Genomic DNA, 16,547 nt, shown 5'->3' with positions numbered 1-16,547 from the left:
GGCAGGCCCCAAGCCATAGCGACATTCAGGCAAAGACAGGTCATGCCAGGCCACACCCGCATCAAGCGGGCGTGAGCACCCGTCTTGCTGCATCGAGGAAAGCGGCATTGATCTGGTCCGCATCGACAAGAAGTCTGGACAGGGCGTCGAGGTTCATCGCCGCGTTGATGGTCTCCACGTTCTGGGTTGCCGAACGCATGGTTGCCGCATCCTGGACATCTCCCTGCATCAGGTCCAATGCAAGCGCACGCGCGGCCGAGCGGCAGGCCTTCGCCGTCGCGATGGATTCGGTGATGGCACTGCGATAAAGCTCGAACACCTCGTTGATCCGATCCTCGACATGCTCCATCGGCAGACGACCCTTGGGACGTTCACGCAGGAAGTCCTGCATGGATTTTCCACGGAATTCGTACTCCTTGCCGTACTTTGAGGAGTAAACACTGATGCCCTCAACCGTGATTCCATTCAGCTCGATTTCGTCCTCGATCTGCCCCAGGATCTCTTCAATCTGATCAGCTGATCGCAGATCGGCCTTGTTCAGAACCACGTAGACAGGGCGTCCCTCGAAACCAATCTCCTTCAGGAATTCGATATCCGAATCCGGAGTCGTACCGTTGGCGTCAATTCCGATGACCCAGAAGAGCACATCCGACTTCCGCGAGTGAGACACGGCTACCGCGCGATCGCTCTGACTGAAACTACCCTCGGTACCCGGGTTGTAGCCGGGGGTATCCATCAGACAGATGTTGCCGGTGCGCTCGGTGTCCATGCTGGTACCGACGCTTACCAAGGGCATGATCCGCTTGAGGTCAAAGCTGAACTTCTCGACAAACGCACGGGACATTTCCTGGTAGAACCCGGCATCCAGATCAATGCAGCCGCCATTGAACGAATACGCCTGGATCTGCGTCTGCTGCGCGGGATACACGTAGCTGGGGATGACGGTTGCCGGCGTGACGCTGGAGAGCAGCTTGAAATCCTTGCCGAGGAAGCTATTGATGAAGGCCGACTTTCCGCTGCTGAAGCCACCGACCACCCCCACGACCGTGCGGCGGAAGATGTCCGGATTGGCCGCCATCAGGTGCAGCTCCTGCTGGATGGACTGCAACAGCCTCAGCGCCTTCGCTTCGTCAGCGAGGGACGCCTCGGCACTAGCAAAGCGCATGTAGTCATCATCGAGCAGCTTCTGGAAGGCTTCGATTCCCTCATTTCGCGGCGGCGGCACAGCAAGCAGGCGCGAAACGAGCGCAAAGCGGATCTGCGTTGCGGCATGTTCGGCCTGCAGAAGATCCAGGTCGCCACCCAACTGACGGCTCTGCTCCTGCTCGCTTTCAAGCGCAGCCTGGGTTGCAGCATGCTGCATGGACTGCACCTTAAGGCGGTCCTGGGCATCCACCAGGCTCGTCGTCAGTTGCGCCCGGGCCATCTTCTCGGCGCCGTAGCGCTGGCTCAGGTCCAGTTCGCGCCTGCCCGCTTCCTGAAGCTCCTTCTGCAGCTCCTGCGAGACCTGCCTCTGGGCATCGAGTTCGCCAGCCAGTGCCTGCTCGCGGGTCTGCGCATCGTCACGCTCGCGACTACGGGTGGTCTCACTCTCGGCCAGGGCCTCGGACACACTCTTCAGCTCAGTTCCCCGCTCCGCCAGAGCCTCCGATGCGCGTTCAAGTTCGGTCTCGCGCTCTGCCAGAGCCCCGGATGCGTGTTTCAGTTCAGCTTCCCGCTCTGCCAAGGCAAGCGCGCGTTGCTCCGCCGTGATGTTGAGCCGTCGATGGTCCTCCACGATGGAGATCCAACGCTGGCTGGCTGCATCCATCTGCTCCTGGATGGCGGTCACGTGGGGCCGACGGCCCCACGGCTTCCACCCGGCGAGGTAGGTAAGGTGCTGCGCGCTGGTGCCTTCGAACAACGGCCTGCCATTGTCACCACTCACTGCATTGCCTCCAGCTCCGCATCCATCATGGTCAGTGTCGCCCGCGTCTTTTCAGCGTCTTCCATCAGCGCCTGCAGTGCATCGAACTGAGCTTGAATGTGCCCAATGAAGTCATCTGCAACAGACTTTGGAATTGCCCTCTTTACTGTCTCAACATACTCGTAGACCGCAGCCTCAGCCGTTTCTCGCAGTGTCTCAATGGCGTGCTGCGCCTGCTCGAGGAACGTATCGGCCTCGCTACCCTTCAGCTTCATGGTGGATGCCTTCAGCACCGGTGCCCGAAGCGAAACCGGAGGAAACTCCACGCCATTGACGATGCTCTTCAGCGATGAATAAACCGCCTCGATGTCCAGCTCATCGTCCAACTGCCGTCGCGCCGTCTGGAGCAGTTCTGCAAACAGCCGCTTGCCAAATTTGGCCTGCAACTCAGTCGCTCTGCTGTCAAGATCTGTTCGCAGCCCACTAGCAAATGCCGATACGGCGGACTTCACAGCAGCAGGCAGGACGGTGCGGTTGTTCTCCTCATACTCCCGGTAGCCGCCATCCCAGAGTTTTCTTGCCACCCAATTGAAGGCGCCAGGAGACTCAGTGCGGCGGGTGGTTTTCTCGGTACCTACCGTCCTGCTCACCCCCGAATCGGCAGCGTCGTAGGCGCCATCGATGACCTCCTTCATGGCCTTCCTGAGGCCATTCACGAAACCAGTCTTGATACCCATGAGCTCATCATCCAGAGCCACCGTAAGGTTGAATTTGCGACGTTCCAGCCCTCGCTTGTTCTTCTTCAGCTCCGTCAGCCCGGCCTCACCAATCTCCCCTCTGCGCAAAGACAACTGTCTGCGCAGCTCACGCAGCAGCTCGACCTGCTTCCGCTCCTTGGCATCCAGCAGGTCCTGGCGCCGAGCGGCCAGCACGCGCGCTTTCGCTAAACGGGTCTGTTCCACCACCTCATGCAGACCGGCCATGTTGGCCAACTGATCGAGATTGGTGCGTGACAGCCCTGGATTGTCATCCCTGAAGTAGTCCGGGTAGGTTTCCTTGAGGTTCTGCCATGCCGTCAGGCGGCCACCTTGCCAATCCGCCACGCTGTCGAACTCGACGGACATCGAATGGCACATGCCGGAACTGTGGATGATCGCATCCTCACCCTTGTCCACCAGGCTCTGGAATACATCGCCAACCTCGGGGTTGGAGAGCTTCAGCTTATCCAGCACCTTGCCCGCATGGCCCGCAAGCTCCCGCCGCAGACCGGTCAGCGAAGCATGCAGCTGTGCCTGCATTTCCGAACCATGCAGCGTGTTGTCCACCTGGCTGGCAACCAGCACCAGTTCGCGGATGCCCTCGGCAGCGGTGATCCGCGCCATCACGTCCAGATCTTCCTGACTCATGAACTGCGCTGCCGGGCTGACGACAAACACCACATCGCAGCACTTCAAGAGATCATGGGTGCGTGCCTCGCGCGATGCAACCGGGTCATTCAGCCCCGGCGTATCGATGATGCGCAGCCCGCGCAGCGCCTCCACCGGCATCTCGATGTCGACGCTCTTGGTTACAGGCATGTAGCGACCTTCCGCGGCAACGTAGTCCGCCAGCAGCGCCGCCAGGCCCTGTACGTCGTCAGCCTCCAGCGGCTTGTCCTCCTTCAGGCGGGCCAACGAAAGGCCGGATGCTGTGATCTTCTCCCACTGCTCGTGCGAGGCCTGCAAGGACGGCTGCTGGGTGGCCAGTGCCCGTCGGGCACCCCGCTCGGCCAGCTCCCTGCGGCGCTCAGGGTCCAGGCCCGCACGCCCTTCCGTGCGTCGCAGCTCTTCGATCAGCGACTTCTCAAGCAGGTCGCTGTACGCAGCAGCGGCCTGCTCGATGTTGGCAAGATCCGCCTCGGAGTAGAAGCGCGCGGTCGCCTTGAACCGGTCGCCGTAGGTCAGCGTGGTCAGTGCTGCGGTCATCGGCGTCGCCGCCTGCGGCAGTACTGACTCCCCGTTGAAAACCAGCGCGTTGAGCAGCGTCGATTTGCCGGCCTTGACCCGGCCGACAATGCCAATGTCCATCAGGCGATTTTCGTCGTCCAGTCGCAACAACGCTTCCTTCAGGCTATCGATCGTGTCGATCTCCCACTGCGACGAAGCCCCGACGGCGCCATTGAGAATGTCGGCGTGTGCTGCAAGCCACGTGATCAACTTCTGCTGACGGTCCAGGATCACTTCAGCACTCATCGGGCGGACTCCAGCGCGACGACTTCGTTCGCAACGGAGGTCAGACCAGCTTCCGCTGCGTCAAGTGCTTTCACGCGTGCCGCGCGGGCAGGACTGCTCTGCTCGGCCACAACACTTTCCAGCAGCTGCCGTTTTTCCTCGATGGCCGTCTTGAACTCATGCACGGCCTGCTCGATCAGGCCATCAACCTGTGCCTGCAGCAGCTCGGGCAGCTTGGTCCGGAACTCGCGCTGCACCGACGGAATAACCTGGTTGTCGATGGTCTTGCGCAGCTCCTCCTCGCGGAGCTTGCGCGACACAAACCCGAGGATCTCCGGCAGGAAGATCACGACCAGCTCGATCGCCGGAGCCACGACGCTGGTGGTGACCGCCAGAACGGTGGTGATACTGCGGAAGGCGACTCGGGCTCTCTGGGTCTTCTCCCGATCATTCTCGTCATCACCGGCATAAGGACGCAGCAGCTTCTCGTCTTCACGCGCCTTCTGCAGGTTGCCCTGCCAGCGCTCGAGCGCTTGACCGGTCTGGGTCAGCGTCTCCTGCACGCGCGTCTGCATCTGCTGCGTCCAGTCCGGTCCGCCGACACTGCCAACCTCATCCACCTCGCGCTGAGACAGGGATTTGGCCAGATCACCAATCGCCTGCTGGCTCAGCCCTTCCATGCGTTCCTTGACCACACGACTCAAGCGCTGGCGGGAAATATCGCTGACGACCTGCGCAAACCGCGGGTTGTTGCCACCGGCAGCGGCCGCCTGCAGCTCACTGGAGGCCTCGCGAAGGGCCTGGCCTACTTCCTCAACGCACTGTTCGACCACCTGGCTCAGGCGGCTACGGCCCAGCTTGGCGACGAGGGCGTCGCGCTGGGCGTTCAGATCATCCAGGGCATCATTCAGCTGACGTACGCTGCGATCAATATCCGCATCGCTCTGATCCAACGCCTTGCGTGCCATTTTCACCTGGGCACGAGCGTGGGCAAGCTGGCGCGAGATTCGCGGCAGGAAGCGGCCGATCCACAGATCACTTGCACTGATCTTGGGCAGCAGACTGGCCAGTCCATTGCCCTGCTTGCGGTCGTCGCGTGCCATGGCCGGCGCAACGCCCAGGCGCAGCTCAAGCTGCTCCCGTACAGCCACTTCCACGGCATCCACTTCTTCGGCCGAACGCAGGTTCGCCTTGCTCAGCAGGATCGAGAATCCAGCCTCATAGGTCTGCATGGTTTCAAGCTGGCGCAGCGTCGACTCGGCCAGAGTACCGTCGGGCACGCTCACGGCCACGATGAAGTGCGCGCCACGCGGCAGATAATGGGCGATGGCCTTGTTGTGGCTGTCCAGCGAGGAGCCGAAGCCGGGCATGTCCACGAGAACCTGTGGATACAGCGCTTCCAGGCGCGGGTCGTCCAGATGCAGTTCCAGGTGCGTGTACGACGAGGCCCGCGGCTTGATGGACAGCAAGTCCTCCACGGCGAGCCGATCACTGCCACCATCGGCACGGTGCGCCAGAACGTGGGGATCCCGGCTGAAGCGCAACTCGGTGGCCAGCTCAGTCTCCGGGGTGATACCGACCGGGAGGATGTCCGCGCCCAGGAAGGTGTTGATCAGCGAGCTCTTTCCTGCACTGAACGCACCGATGATCGGTACCAACAGTTCGGCCCGCTGCATTTCTTCGGCGAGCGAGTGGTTTTCAGGCAGTTCGATCGCTGCGCTGTCAGCCAGCGTCGTAATCCGGTCCAACAGACCAAGGCATTGATTCTTAACAGCGAACATCTGTTTCCCCTGTGTGGCGTGTAGGTCGAAGGAGTAGCGCGGAAAGATTGTGTTGCGGGCGTGCGACATCCGGCGTCGCACCCACACGTCAGTAACGCTGTGCGGCGCTTCGGTGGCGAGCGGCGATATCGTCGGCCAGTGCTGCGGGAGCCAGAACGCGTACCGATGCGCCCAGGCCGAGCAGCCACCAGCGCAGTTGGGCGGAGTCATCGACGGTGGCCCGCAGACGGGGAACAAGACCGTCCCCGACGTCCAGCTTCTGATCACGGGAGAGCGGTGTCTCCGCCAGGTGCTGGGCCAGGGCTTCATCAAGCTCCAGCTCAACGGACAGAGGTCCCTTGCTCTCGAAGCCAGCGGCAACCCGGCTCGCATAGTTTCCGAGTTCGAAGGACTCAGCACCTTCGGTGTCGGCGTCGAGCATTTCTGCACGCTGTACCCGGTGCAGCGACAGCGTAGTGGTCTCCGTGCGCCCATCAATCCGTCCAGCCAGGTAACTGGACGTTCCACGCTGGATCATCCCGTAGGGATGGAAGACGTACTCACTGGCATCGCTACGGCCACGGGCCACGTAGTACAAGCGCAGCTGCTTCTCGTTGAAAAGCGCCTGGTGCACGTTGACCGCCACGTCGGTGTCCACCGCAGCCGGCAGCAGGGACTGGCTGGCTGGCACGACGGCGACCTTCTCGTGCCAGCGCCGCGTGGAACGCGTCGTGCGGACCGCCGCCAGCGTCTTCTCTGCCTGGTCAAAGAACGGCGTCAGTGCAGGCCAGTGATTGGCTGGCAACAGTCCCTGCAGGTTGCGCTGCGCGGTGAGCAGCACCACCGCCTGTGAGACGGACATGCCCGGCATGCTGAAGGCGGCCGCGCCGCGCATCCATGCCCAACCATAGGGTTTCTGAAGATCATTGCTCTCGATGGGGAACTGCAGCGACAGGGCGTTCAGATCCCGCTCGATGGTTCGAGTACCCCCCTTGTAGCTCTCCGCCGCCAAGGTCTGGGCGAGCTCCTTCACGGTGCGGTAGTGCGGAGCAGGCTGCAGCAGCTGCAGCAGACGCCACTGGCGCGCCAGCGAGGAGCGGTTATCGGTGTCCATGTTGCCAGTCCTTTGTATGTTTCCACGACATCCCAGCAGGGGATGAGCCGATTCAACCGAAAGCTGCGACATCTGATGTCGCAAGAAGCCACTTCGGCCAACAACGGGTTCCTTCCCTTGGTCTCGTGATTATCTTGAATCCGATCACGCTTTCACAGCAGACACAGGGCCATCTGCGGGTGCGGATGTGGAACGATGTGTGTTCCGATGGAGGCTCAAGTAATCCAAACGCAAGCCGATAGCGGCCGGCTACGGATGCCAATGGCACGGCGCTCGGCGGGCAGCGACGCATGCCTGCACGGGGCGCCTCGTGGTGGATCGCTCTGCAGCAGAATCTATCGCCAACTCGCGCGCGATGTCTTTAGGAATGGTCTGAAATCCAATCGCGCCGCCACGATCCCGGGAGCGCCGAGTATCGGCCCGGGTGACGCGACACAGGTTGTCGCACCCCTCTGCAGAATGGACGCCGAAGGATCGGAACAGGGGCATTGGACGCCCCGCTACTACCCAGGAGGAGGGACTGCATGTTCAAGATTATCGGTGCCACGGTGGTTTACGGTTTCGCGCTGTATGGGCTGGGCCGCTGGCTGACGGATCAGCAGCTTGTCGGCGCAGATGACTGAGGCTCGGCAGAGCATGTGGGGACTGGCGCAAAAGTCGACCTACCATTGCCGAGACTGCGGCTGGAAGCGGACATTGCCTTCGTCCGGGGATGCGCGTATCGAGGGACTGACCTGGTTCCGCGCCTGCCCCGAGTGCCGCTCCACTGCGCTGGCGTGCGGCAGCGCAGCCACTCTGGATGCGCTTTGGCAGGGATTACCCGAGGCTTGGCGGAGTGCGCGACGTTCGGAGTAGTTTCCCAGCCGGAGGTGCCATGCATAATGGCAAATCTTACAGGGGGGAAAAATGGATTCGACTGCTCTGAAGGAAGTGCATCGTCAGATTCGCGATGCACAACCGGACTCGACGCGCGTGCGCCTACACCGCGCCATCAGCTGGCTCAACCGCGCCGAACAGGAAGACGAGGATACGGACGCGCGATTCCTGTTTCTGTGGATTGCGCTGAACGCAGCCTATGCCCAGGAGTTCGGATTCGAGAATGCCGAGCGCGAACAACTGCGCAAGTTCTTCGATGCTTTGCTGAGGCATGACAAGCAAGGAAGCCTGCAGGACATCCTGTTCAAACAGTTTCCCGGGCCTATCCGAACCCTTATCGGGAATCGCTTTGTCTATGCACGCTTCTGGAAGGCACTGCGGGAACATGACAGCAGCGACCAGTGGGCAGAGCGCTTTGCCAAGGACCAGCGCTCGGCGCTGCAGGCCGTAGTTGAGCGGCGTACTGAAGTCGTGCTCTCCATCGTGCTTGACCGGCTGTACGTACTGCGCAACCAGCTGGTACATGGCGGGGCCACGTGGGACAGCCATGCCAATCGTGAGCAGTTGCGAGATGGCGCCGCCATCCTGGGCCAACTGGTACCGGCAATCCTGCATCTGATGATGAGGGACGACGCGCCCGACCTGGGTGAAGTCGCCTACCCGATGATCCACATCTGAACCACGGCACGGCCAGAGATTTCGGCAGGCCCGGCAACGCGGTTTAGGGACTGAGCGCATGGCTGGGACCCGCCCCAGCCATGCACGCTCCACGCCATCCCCCACCCCCAAGGGGATGATCATGCCCACGATCCTCGCCGGGCGGCTGGAAGGTTCTACCCACGCGCTATCACCCGCCACTACGACGTCGGCCTGGGCGCGGCCAGCCGGTCCAGGCGGGAGCCAGCCGGGGGATGGCCGCGATGCTGATAGCGCACCGGAATGGAAACCACGTATGCCCCGTTTGAACACCGCCCTGGCACTGAACCTCGTTCTGATGCTGCCATGGCCACAGCTGCCATGGCCATGGCGGCGGACCCGCAGGTTTCCACTGAAGTGTTTGTAGAGGCCGGCGACAACCCCACCCTCAAGCTGCAGCAGGCACCTGCCCTTGTGTATTCAACGGCCCTCGCCACGCCGCCCGATACCTTCCTGCAGGCTCCCATGGCGGTGCTGCTGGTTGCTCAATTGGATGAGCTGGGCCACGTTTCCAACGTGATGGTGGCGCGGTCCAGCGGACTGCGGGAGCTCGATCGAGCGGCCTTTACCGCAGTGGACCAGTGGCGCTTTGATCCGGTCGTGGTTGAGTGCGTCGCGCGGCATGCGCGGGTACGGGTCCGTCTGACCTTCGTGCCCACGGCCGAGGCGCCGCCCGGCTGAACCGCTGCTCCAATCTGTCGCGATTGGCCCTAGGCCATCGCCCTGGCTGCGGGCGCTCCTGCGCTTGGGGCCAATAGCGCCAAGCTCTTCAAGAGCGTTGCGGCGCAATCGCTTGCTGGCTTAACACCGTGTGCGACAATGCCGAAAGCGTCAGGACTGGCAATCATCAGTCCTGTGGTTTCTTGGCATTTGGTTGCTGCACGGGTATCTCTTGGCGTGCCACCGGAAAAGGGTGGCGCGGGGTTCGAAAGCCCGCTCAGTAACCTTGTGTTTTGCGCTTGTCAGCCGGCGTCACCTTGTGTGACGCCGGCTGGCAATCCGTTCGCGTTCCATGGCGGGCGGTGCGTGGGGGTCTTCGGACCCACCGGCATGGTTACTGTCCGGCTTTCGAACCACGCATCGTCCGCCGCCTTTATCTGGTGGCGCTGCTATCTGTCCTGTACGGAGCATTGCCATGACCACATCGGACTTCCGTTCCCTGCACGCGCAGTACGATCCGGAGAACGCCGACGCCGAGCGCGAACCATCCCCCGATCCCAACACCTTCGTCGCCACACTGCGCCGCATTGGTAGCGGTGTGGCTGCAGACGGTCAGCCTTGGCCGGAACGGCATCAACTGCCTGGGCGCTGTCTTCAGCTGGCGGATGCGGATTGCGCGCTGGCGGGGCTGCGCGTGGTGGCGGAGCTGATGCTGGCTGCGGAGCGGACTCGGCAGAATGGTGCGCCCGAGGAGTACGTGGGGGATCGGGTGATGGAAGGATTGAAGATGGCGTGTGTGGCGTTGACTGCGCAGGCTATTGAGCGGTTGCAGGTTCGGGAATAGAGCGTGCTTTGCTACGCACATCGAGTGCAACGCGCCGGATTGCATGCACGGCCCTAAGCATGCGCCGCTGTCTGAGCCCCTTAGCCTCCAACACTGGCCTCACTATGCCGAGCCAGACTTTACTTGCCCTGACTGCGGCAGCGTTACTAGGATTGATCATTGGCGGAGCGTACGCGCCAGCCACCACAATGAGTCTTGAGAACTACCCAAGGCTCACCGACTCGGAGTTTGCCCTGTTTCGGGCCGACGCCGAGAGCTTTGCCGAGGAGTTGGCTTGCCAAGGCATCACCATCGGAAAGCATGATCCAGGTGCACACTTCTTTGATCTGAGCCTACGTGACGATGCCATTGTGTTCGTGGACAACTCTGGGCCAAGAATTCTGATAGTCACCATATCCACGGTTGCAAGCTATGCAATAGAGCTACAGCGCTGGAAAGATAGATGGGGCTCAACCGAGGGACGCAGGAGGAACTTGAGCCCACCTGAGAACGGCTGCCCTAGGTCTGCGTCCCAATAGCCCCCATCTGCACCCTGTCCTGGCAGCCAAACCCGTCAGCCAATGACACAAGGAACCTGGTTCTGGCCAGAATCCTGGGCACCTAGCTTCTGGGACAGGGATCCAGGAAGGAACTCCCTTTCGAGGTGGACGCGCTCTACAACCGTCAAAAGCACATCCACGGTGTATTTGGCGGGCAACGGCAAGGCGGCATTTCAACACCCAAGGAGCATCCGCTAGTCATCGCGTTCACTGGCGAGGCTGGCGTGTCTCATGGCTACCATGACTTCTGGAACGACGACGAAGTCTTTCATTACTTCGGCGAGGGTCAAGTCGGAGACATGAAGTATGTGGCGGGCAACCGAGCAATTGGCGAGCACGCCAAGGATGGCAAGACGCTCGTAGTGTTTCAGATGATGGGCAAAAGGTTCCTTCGCGCGAGTCATATCAAACCGTGGGCGGATAGCACTCATAGCGAGCGCGTTGATGACGAGAACGGTCTTCTGCTGGCCCCGCATGCGGACCTGCTCTTTGATCGCGGCTGGATTAGCTTCTCGTCGGCCGGTCGCCTGCTGATTTCGAGCTGCCTACCTTCTGACGTGCAAGTTCGGCTTGGCCTGAAGTTGGATGCATCACTTCGATATAGAGACTTCTCCCAGAAGCAGCTCGGTTTCTTTGAGTTTCACCGAAGACGTTGTCTTTGATAGGCGCCGTCCACCGATACAGAAAGTTTGAAGAGCATGTCAGGCGCTATTGCAAAGATTGCATCAACCCTCGTCCTTTCCTGGTAGTGACGCGACCTGTTTTCGAAGCTGCTGTCTTGGCGCCGCCCCCGCTACTGTAGGCAAGGGCATCGAACCTCCCAAAACACATAGTTCCAGTTGGCATATTCGTCACGCCATTAACAGATATCGAAATATCTGCGAACAAGATGATCAAGAACGGCAGCACTTGTGTAGGCAGAGTATGACTGAAGTCCATCATTCTTATCCGCGTCTGCAAAATCACATACTGCCTTTAATCCTACAAATTTTGGACGAGGAGATGTCGCCATTGCGCACGCGGATGAGACGCCGTAAAGCTCCATTTCTAGCCCTAAAGCGGCGCGCTGTTGGTGTGAGACCTCTTTCGCAAAAGCCCTATCTGCTACCACAGCTGAGCCAGACGCAACGGGACCAATTCGAATTCTAAGATCATTTCGCGGCGGATTTTGCCAAGCATCTCTAATCGATCTCAGAATCTCCTTATCTTCCGACAACTGCTCAATCAGCGCCCTCAGTTCCGGCGAAGACTGAATTTGATGAGGTGCCATCTCAAAACCAGGCTCACCGTTGCCATCCACGATACGCTTCCCGGCCTGATAGTCCCAAACCGGATCTGCGAAAACCACATCGCCCAACTCCACCCTTCCAGAGAATCCAGCACTAATGCCTGGCATCGCGCAAATATCTGGAACAACATCCGCGATCAGTTTGCTCGCCAGCACAGCTGACGCCACCATACCCATTCTCGGAGCAGCGGCAGCAATGACCCTAACATTACCTTTCGCCGTACTTACGACGCCCTTTGAGATGAACGAAACATCATCGAACGGGGTCTCCGCCTCCCAGTTCCAGGGAAGCTTCTTCACGGCCTCCAACTCAGGACTACGAAGCGCGCATATTACGAGAACCTCTGCCTTAGATGTTCTCGTAGCGTCTTCTTTGCGCGCAGAGCGGAGGTAGTTAACACAATTTTTGACTCTCTCCACCCACCCATTGTCGGCCTCAGAGACCTTAATTACATTCCACAGCATCTCATTAAAGGTATCGACAGCGTCAGCAATGCCTTCATCGTACGCAGTGAGCCCAACAATGTTTCCCGGCCTTTTGTACTCACCACCCTCAGAAATATCCTCAAGCAGGTCAACGCAGACCTGGGCATCTGGATCATCTTCTTGACGGAAAGGGATAAGCACATCAAGAAGCAGCAGATCGTAGTAGTTATTTCGTAGAAACTGGCGTGCAGAGTATGAACATACTGCCACCTCGATATGATCCCGAGGAATTCCTGTCTCCATGAGAACGGCAACGATCCGCTTCAACTTGGCTTGTGTATCCTCAACAACAAGAATTCTCAAATCGACACCCTCGCAATAAATTGATCCATCAAGCTAATCAACGCCCTCTTCCAATCCAAATTGGCGTTATCAAATTCCACAAGCCCAAGGAAGACATCCCCATGCTCTTCGCGCAACTCACACTCCAACTCTGACAGAAGATACCATTTTCCATCGATTGAAAAATCTGCGTATTGAGTTACAACAATTACGAGCGGCGAATAACTGAGCCGCTCGAACTCATTAAGAATTTCCACCCCCCCAGCGCCTTGCGGCCTGCCGCCCCCTTCTCCAGCCGCCACATCGAATGTTGGCAACGACATATCTAGCAAGATCAAATCAAAACTCTCTCGACCAAGACGCGCGATGGCTGATCTGACAGATGCGGCCTCAGTGATAATCGCCTCAGGATAATGGGATGCAAAAAGATCACGGACATTCTTCGACTTATGTGCCTCATCCTCAGCCAGGAGTATCGAGAAGCCTCTACTCTTCACAGCAACCTCCCTCTTGAAGAATCAAGGACAGCTTCATATCAACAAAAAAATCCGTTGCAGATGAGAAACCAAAATCCAAGTAACCCTTCGCGGATTGGCTCGCGATGGCAGCCAACTTCTTAAAGCCGGATTCGCCCTCGCGCCTAAGACCCTGTTCAATTCGCCCAGCCTTAACTTCATTCAGTATCTCAGAAACACGAAACTGGTTTCGATCGCGCACACCAACTGCAACTTCATTTTTTACGACGATCCTAAGCGTCCCTTCTGCATCATTGACGGAGCAATGTAGGCTAACAATCGCTCCGTCCTGAACTTCAGACTTGGTGTGAATATTTCCAAATATAACCAGAAGCACGTCAGCCAGCACGGGAATGTCCGCTGCGGTTATATCGAAGTCTGGGACTGTAGACTCAGAGAGGTTAAGGTTTGAATTCTTGTAAGTGGCCTTCGACGACTCTATACCAATTGCGAATGCATCCGCCAGTTTGCATCTCATATGGGCGGCATCAAGCCCAGACTTTTCAAACCATTGTGCCACCGACTCAACTTCTCCCAACACATCCCGACAGGCTTGATCCAGCTTACTGAGCAGCAAGGACAACTCAGGATATTTTTGTCGCTTCGCGACTACGGTAGCTCTGACCCTAGAGAACTCCCTAGATATCGATTCAGCAGTGCGTTCCCGGAGGTGCCTACGAACCGCACTCAATGACGGGTTGAGCAACCCCCAGAATGCCGCAAACATTGAATCCAGGAACCCATCGAAAGAGAGATCCCGCCGTACAAACGACCTGATTGTATGATACTCCCCCGCACCGAGATTAATACCAAGAAGTCCACTTACTTTCTCAGCAGTACGAATCTGAACAACGTTGTTCTTTGCATAGAGAAGTTCTGCATCGATTTTTTCACTGAAGTCACACATCGCTCTGACGACCTCAAGCTGTTCGATGTATGGAACTCTAACGTAGCTATCCCGCCAATCGTCCGGCTCGACGTAGGGTAACCCGCTACCCAAAGCCTGGAAAATCATTTCGTGCTGCTCGATCGCACCCCGCAAATGCCCGACGATAGAGCCGTGGCGGATACGCTTACTGAGATAGCTATCAAGGCCATGTTTAGCATCGAAAAGAAATCTGTTGCAGCTCAGATTTATCATTTCAACCAAGAGCTGGTCCGCCTCACTCTTAGGAAACGCAAGATCTCCAGCGCCAGAATCTCCCTTAGCAACCCGCCTCAGAACCTCATCAAACTCTCTCGTGTCTTCCACGGAAACGGGAGCTAGTGCGCGATATCGACTGAATGGCTCTGTCAACTCCTCACGAAGAAGCTGTCGGAGCGCCGCCTCGTCTACATATATTCGACTTTGATCAACTATGCGCCGACCATCCTCAATCATCAACAGATGAGTGATTGATACAATCTCAGAGTCATAGAACTCCTTGTGCTCGACATCAATCTCTCGCAGCACAGAAAGTATCTCTCTCATCTCCTTTCGAAGAGACTTCACCCCGTCTATGGAGTAAATCATGTCTACCACATGCTCCTCGCAGACCTCCCGCCAGAAGTGCCTAACTGCATTTATTCCGTGTACCGCCACATCAATCTGCGAGGGTCGCTCAATGGAATGGATCTTCAGGAAATCGTCGATCGCGAAGCGCAAGCATGTGCTCCAGTATTTCCCGGCATTCCTTTTGTTTAGGTAGTGGGCGGCGATGGATAGTCGGATATCAGAGGAGCATGACCGTATATCCTTCCACCTCAACTGAGCGGAGAACGCCAGTGCGTTTGGTGAGAGAGCTACCGCTCCCAGTCGAACAACCCCATCTGAAAGCACCTCCAAGAATGCAGATACATTTCGGTTTTTCGCAGCAGCTTCCAATGCCATGAGCGTTGCGAAATGACTCATGAACCCAACATCGGAGTGTACAAGGGGAGTTAGCTCGACAAGAACCCTTGGCAGATCACGGGCGACGGAATGCTGCGCTCCCAGAGCAATTGCTCGAGCATCTGAGCTCAGGGCCACTCCGTCACTTGGTCGCGGGGAAACCGAGATATCATTAATCAATCTAACTAAGTCCCCATGCTCCGACAGCTGCGATAGAAGGCGTGTGCTCTGAACGCAGCCAGGTACACTTCGCGCTGCAACTTGCATGGCAACTGAATCGAATATATCTGTCGCTGCGAGCCTGGTACTTGCACTTACAAGATAACCATCATACCAGTTCAAATGTAGCTTTCTCAGATCGGCCTTTGCAGCAACCGATCGCTCAGTTGCCAGCAATGCCTCGGCAAATCTGCTGACGACCTGGTTTCTCAAAGAACGCGCTTCCCTCTCACAACCATGGCCTTGAGCAGCCTGCGCTCGACAGATGGATGCAGTGATAATGTCCTCTATATTCAGGCATTGACGCCCTAGACATTCCTTCATGGCTTGGCGGTAGTGACCTGACACCAGCGAATCCATAGTCTTGCCGCTCAGCCCTAAAGAGGATGCTGACGTACTGAGTCTGCGATCCTCAATGCAGCTCAACTCATGTACGATCGCGTCGACATCAATGCCAACCTGCAGCCGTCCTGAGCGAACTGCGCTCAACAGACATACAAATGTTTCATAAACATCAATGCTAGCGTTGTTCTGCTCAACTCTAAGTACGCTCGCAATTTCAGCCTCATCTGAAGGCCACTGCTTGGTAAGCTTGTATTCAAGATAAACTGCAAGCTCCCTGTCCTTTATCTTCTCACATCGCTTCTTTACATCTGCAGTGAATCTTGCAACTGACGTAGACGGCTCATTGCGCACACTGAAATGATGAGACAAGAATGGGGCAACCCCCCCTTGCAGCGCCCGCTTGACAGTCGCTACGTACTTTTTCTGTGCCTCAAGACCGCCAGCTTGCTGATGGAGGAATATCCTTTTTTCAATAAGAAATATTGACTCCCCGAACTCGTCCGAAATCTCTTGTGCCTTTTCTAGCGCCCCTCTCGCTCCCGCCCAAACAATCTCTCCAAGCTCTTGATTCATCTGAATCGTCTTGGAGATTTCACCTGCCGCAGCCTTTATTCTCGCAATGTTCCAAAGCACTTCATCGGCGAGAGAGAGCTCCGGCATTTCCACGAGAGCTGCAACATTTGAATAGCCTTTTAAGGGAACCAGCCGAAGCATCTCGGCAGCGAACGAATTTATGTAGTCGAAGTAAGCACTATAGGATAATGGGGATAGAGTTTCTCTCGCCTTCCCATGCACATCTCTTAGACCGCGAACTGCACGGAAAGTGCGAACACTCTGGTCGACCCCATATGCCCGCTCCTTGATACTCCCAACAAGCCCACGGAGAGTCCCATACTTTGATGAGGCTTTGCGCACTTTAATGGCTGACATTCACATT

General features: G+C 57.8%; 11 protein-coding genes. 4 read left to right on the top strand and 7 right to left on the bottom strand.

Annotated features, from left to right (window positions below):
• Positions 1–61 precede the first annotated feature (61 nt).
• The 4 genes from ACSYAO_RS02080 to ACSYAO_RS02065 form a co-directional block, all read right to left on the bottom strand.
• Positions 62–1,927, bottom strand: a complete 1,866-nt coding sequence (locus ACSYAO_RS02080) for a dynamin family protein (RefSeq protein ID WP_049462934.1) — start codon at positions 1,925–1,927, stop codon at positions 62–64.
• A complete protein-coding gene (locus tag ACSYAO_RS02075) occupies positions 1,924–4,137 on the bottom strand; it encodes a dynamin family protein (protein WP_049462935.1) in 2,214 nt (737 codons plus the stop codon). The genes ACSYAO_RS02080 and ACSYAO_RS02075 overlap by 4 nt, the downstream gene beginning before the upstream one ends.
• Complete coding sequence (locus tag ACSYAO_RS02070; protein WP_032968364.1) at positions 4,134–5,897, bottom strand: dynamin family protein; 1,764 nt, start codon at positions 5,895–5,897, stop codon at positions 4,134–4,136. Before ACSYAO_RS02070 ends, ACSYAO_RS02075 begins: the two co-directional genes overlap by 4 nt.
• An 88-nt stretch (positions 5,898–5,985) precedes the next feature.
• On the bottom strand, positions 5,986–6,990 hold the full coding sequence (locus ACSYAO_RS02065; protein WP_004139622.1) for a helix-turn-helix transcriptional regulator: 1,005 nt from the start codon (positions 6,988–6,990) through the stop codon (positions 5,986–5,988).
• A gap of 906 nt (positions 6,991–7,896) precedes the next feature.
• Here ACSYAO_RS02065 and ACSYAO_RS02060 point away from each other — a divergent pair.
• From ACSYAO_RS02060 to ACSYAO_RS02045, 4 genes are all read left to right on the top strand, one after another.
• Positions 7,897–8,544, top strand: coding sequence for a HEPN domain-containing protein (locus ACSYAO_RS02060; protein WP_049462936.1), 648 nt, complete (start codon positions 7,897–7,899; stop codon positions 8,542–8,544).
• A gap of 324 nt (positions 8,545–8,868) precedes the next feature.
• Positions 8,869–9,243 carry a TonB family protein gene (locus ACSYAO_RS02055; protein WP_080356568.1) on the top strand — a complete coding sequence of 125 codons (375 nt, stop codon included), beginning with the start codon at positions 8,869–8,871 and terminating at the stop codon, positions 9,241–9,243.
• A gap of 454 nt (positions 9,244–9,697) precedes the next feature.
• Positions 9,698–10,066: a hypothetical protein gene (locus ACSYAO_RS02050; RefSeq protein WP_049462937.1), complete on the top strand. Its 369-nt coding sequence runs from the start codon at positions 9,698–9,700 to the stop codon at positions 10,064–10,066.
• A gap of 643 nt (positions 10,067–10,709) precedes the next feature.
• The gene (locus tag ACSYAO_RS02045; protein ID WP_053093340.1) at positions 10,710–11,267 is read left to right on the top strand and encodes an HNH endonuclease; all 558 of its coding nucleotides are present in this window, start codon (positions 10,710–10,712) and stop codon (positions 11,265–11,267) included.
• A gap of 197 nt (positions 11,268–11,464) precedes the next feature.
• Here ACSYAO_RS02045 and ACSYAO_RS02040 read toward each other — a convergent pair whose 3' ends face one another.
• From ACSYAO_RS02040 to ACSYAO_RS02030, 3 genes are read right to left on the bottom strand one after another with little or no spacing between them, the layout of a single operon-like run.
• Positions 11,465–12,682: a 5'-methylthioadenosine/S-adenosylhomocysteine nucleosidase family protein gene (locus ACSYAO_RS02040; RefSeq protein ID WP_080356569.1), complete on the bottom strand. Its 1,218-nt coding sequence runs from the start codon at positions 12,680–12,682 to the stop codon at positions 11,465–11,467.
• A complete protein-coding gene (locus ACSYAO_RS02035) occupies positions 12,679–13,158 on the bottom strand; it encodes a response regulator (protein ID WP_080356570.1) in 480 nt (159 codons plus the stop codon). Before ACSYAO_RS02035 ends, ACSYAO_RS02040 begins: the two co-directional genes overlap by 4 nt.
• A complete protein-coding gene (locus tag ACSYAO_RS02030) occupies positions 13,148–16,540 on the bottom strand; it encodes a hypothetical protein (protein ID WP_152911155.1) in 3,393 nt (1,130 codons plus the stop codon). Before ACSYAO_RS02030 ends, ACSYAO_RS02035 begins: the two co-directional genes overlap by 11 nt.
• Between the last annotated feature and the right edge of the window lie 7 nt (positions 16,541–16,547).

This window comes from Stenotrophomonas sp. STK16_22, from assembly GCF_051984505.1.
Taxonomy (GTDB): domain Bacteria; phylum Pseudomonadota; class Gammaproteobacteria; order Xanthomonadales; family Xanthomonadaceae; genus Stenotrophomonas; species Stenotrophomonas maltophilia_A.
The sequence above is the reverse complement of the archived record's forward strand: the minus strand, read 5'-3'. Positions and strand labels throughout refer to the sequence as shown.

Excerpts from the sequence above, each read along its gene's own strand:
- ACSYAO_RS02075 (WP_049462935.1), bottom strand. The coding sequence starts at position 4,137 with ATGAGTGCTGAAGTGATCCTGGACCGTCAGCAGAAGTTGATCACGTGG.
- ACSYAO_RS02070 (WP_032968364.1), bottom strand. The coding sequence starts at position 5,897 with ATGTTCGCTGTTAAGAATCAATGCCTTGGTCTGTTGGACCGGATTACG.
- ACSYAO_RS02065 (WP_004139622.1), bottom strand. The coding sequence starts at position 6,990 with ATGGACACCGATAACCGCTCCTCGCTGGCGCGCCAGTGGCGTCTGCTG.
- ACSYAO_RS02060 (WP_049462936.1), top strand. The coding sequence starts at position 7,897 with ATGGATTCGACTGCTCTGAAGGAAGTGCATCGTCAGATTCGCGATGCA.
- ACSYAO_RS02055 (WP_080356568.1), top strand. The coding sequence starts at position 8,869 with ATGGCCACAGCTGCCATGGCCATGGCGGCGGACCCGCAGGTTTCCACT.
- ACSYAO_RS02050 (WP_049462937.1), top strand. The coding sequence starts at position 9,698 with ATGACCACATCGGACTTCCGTTCCCTGCACGCGCAGTACGATCCGGAG.
- ACSYAO_RS02030 (WP_152911155.1), bottom strand. The coding sequence starts at position 16,540 with ATGTCAGCCATTAAAGTGCGCAAAGCCTCATCAAAGTATGGGACTCTC.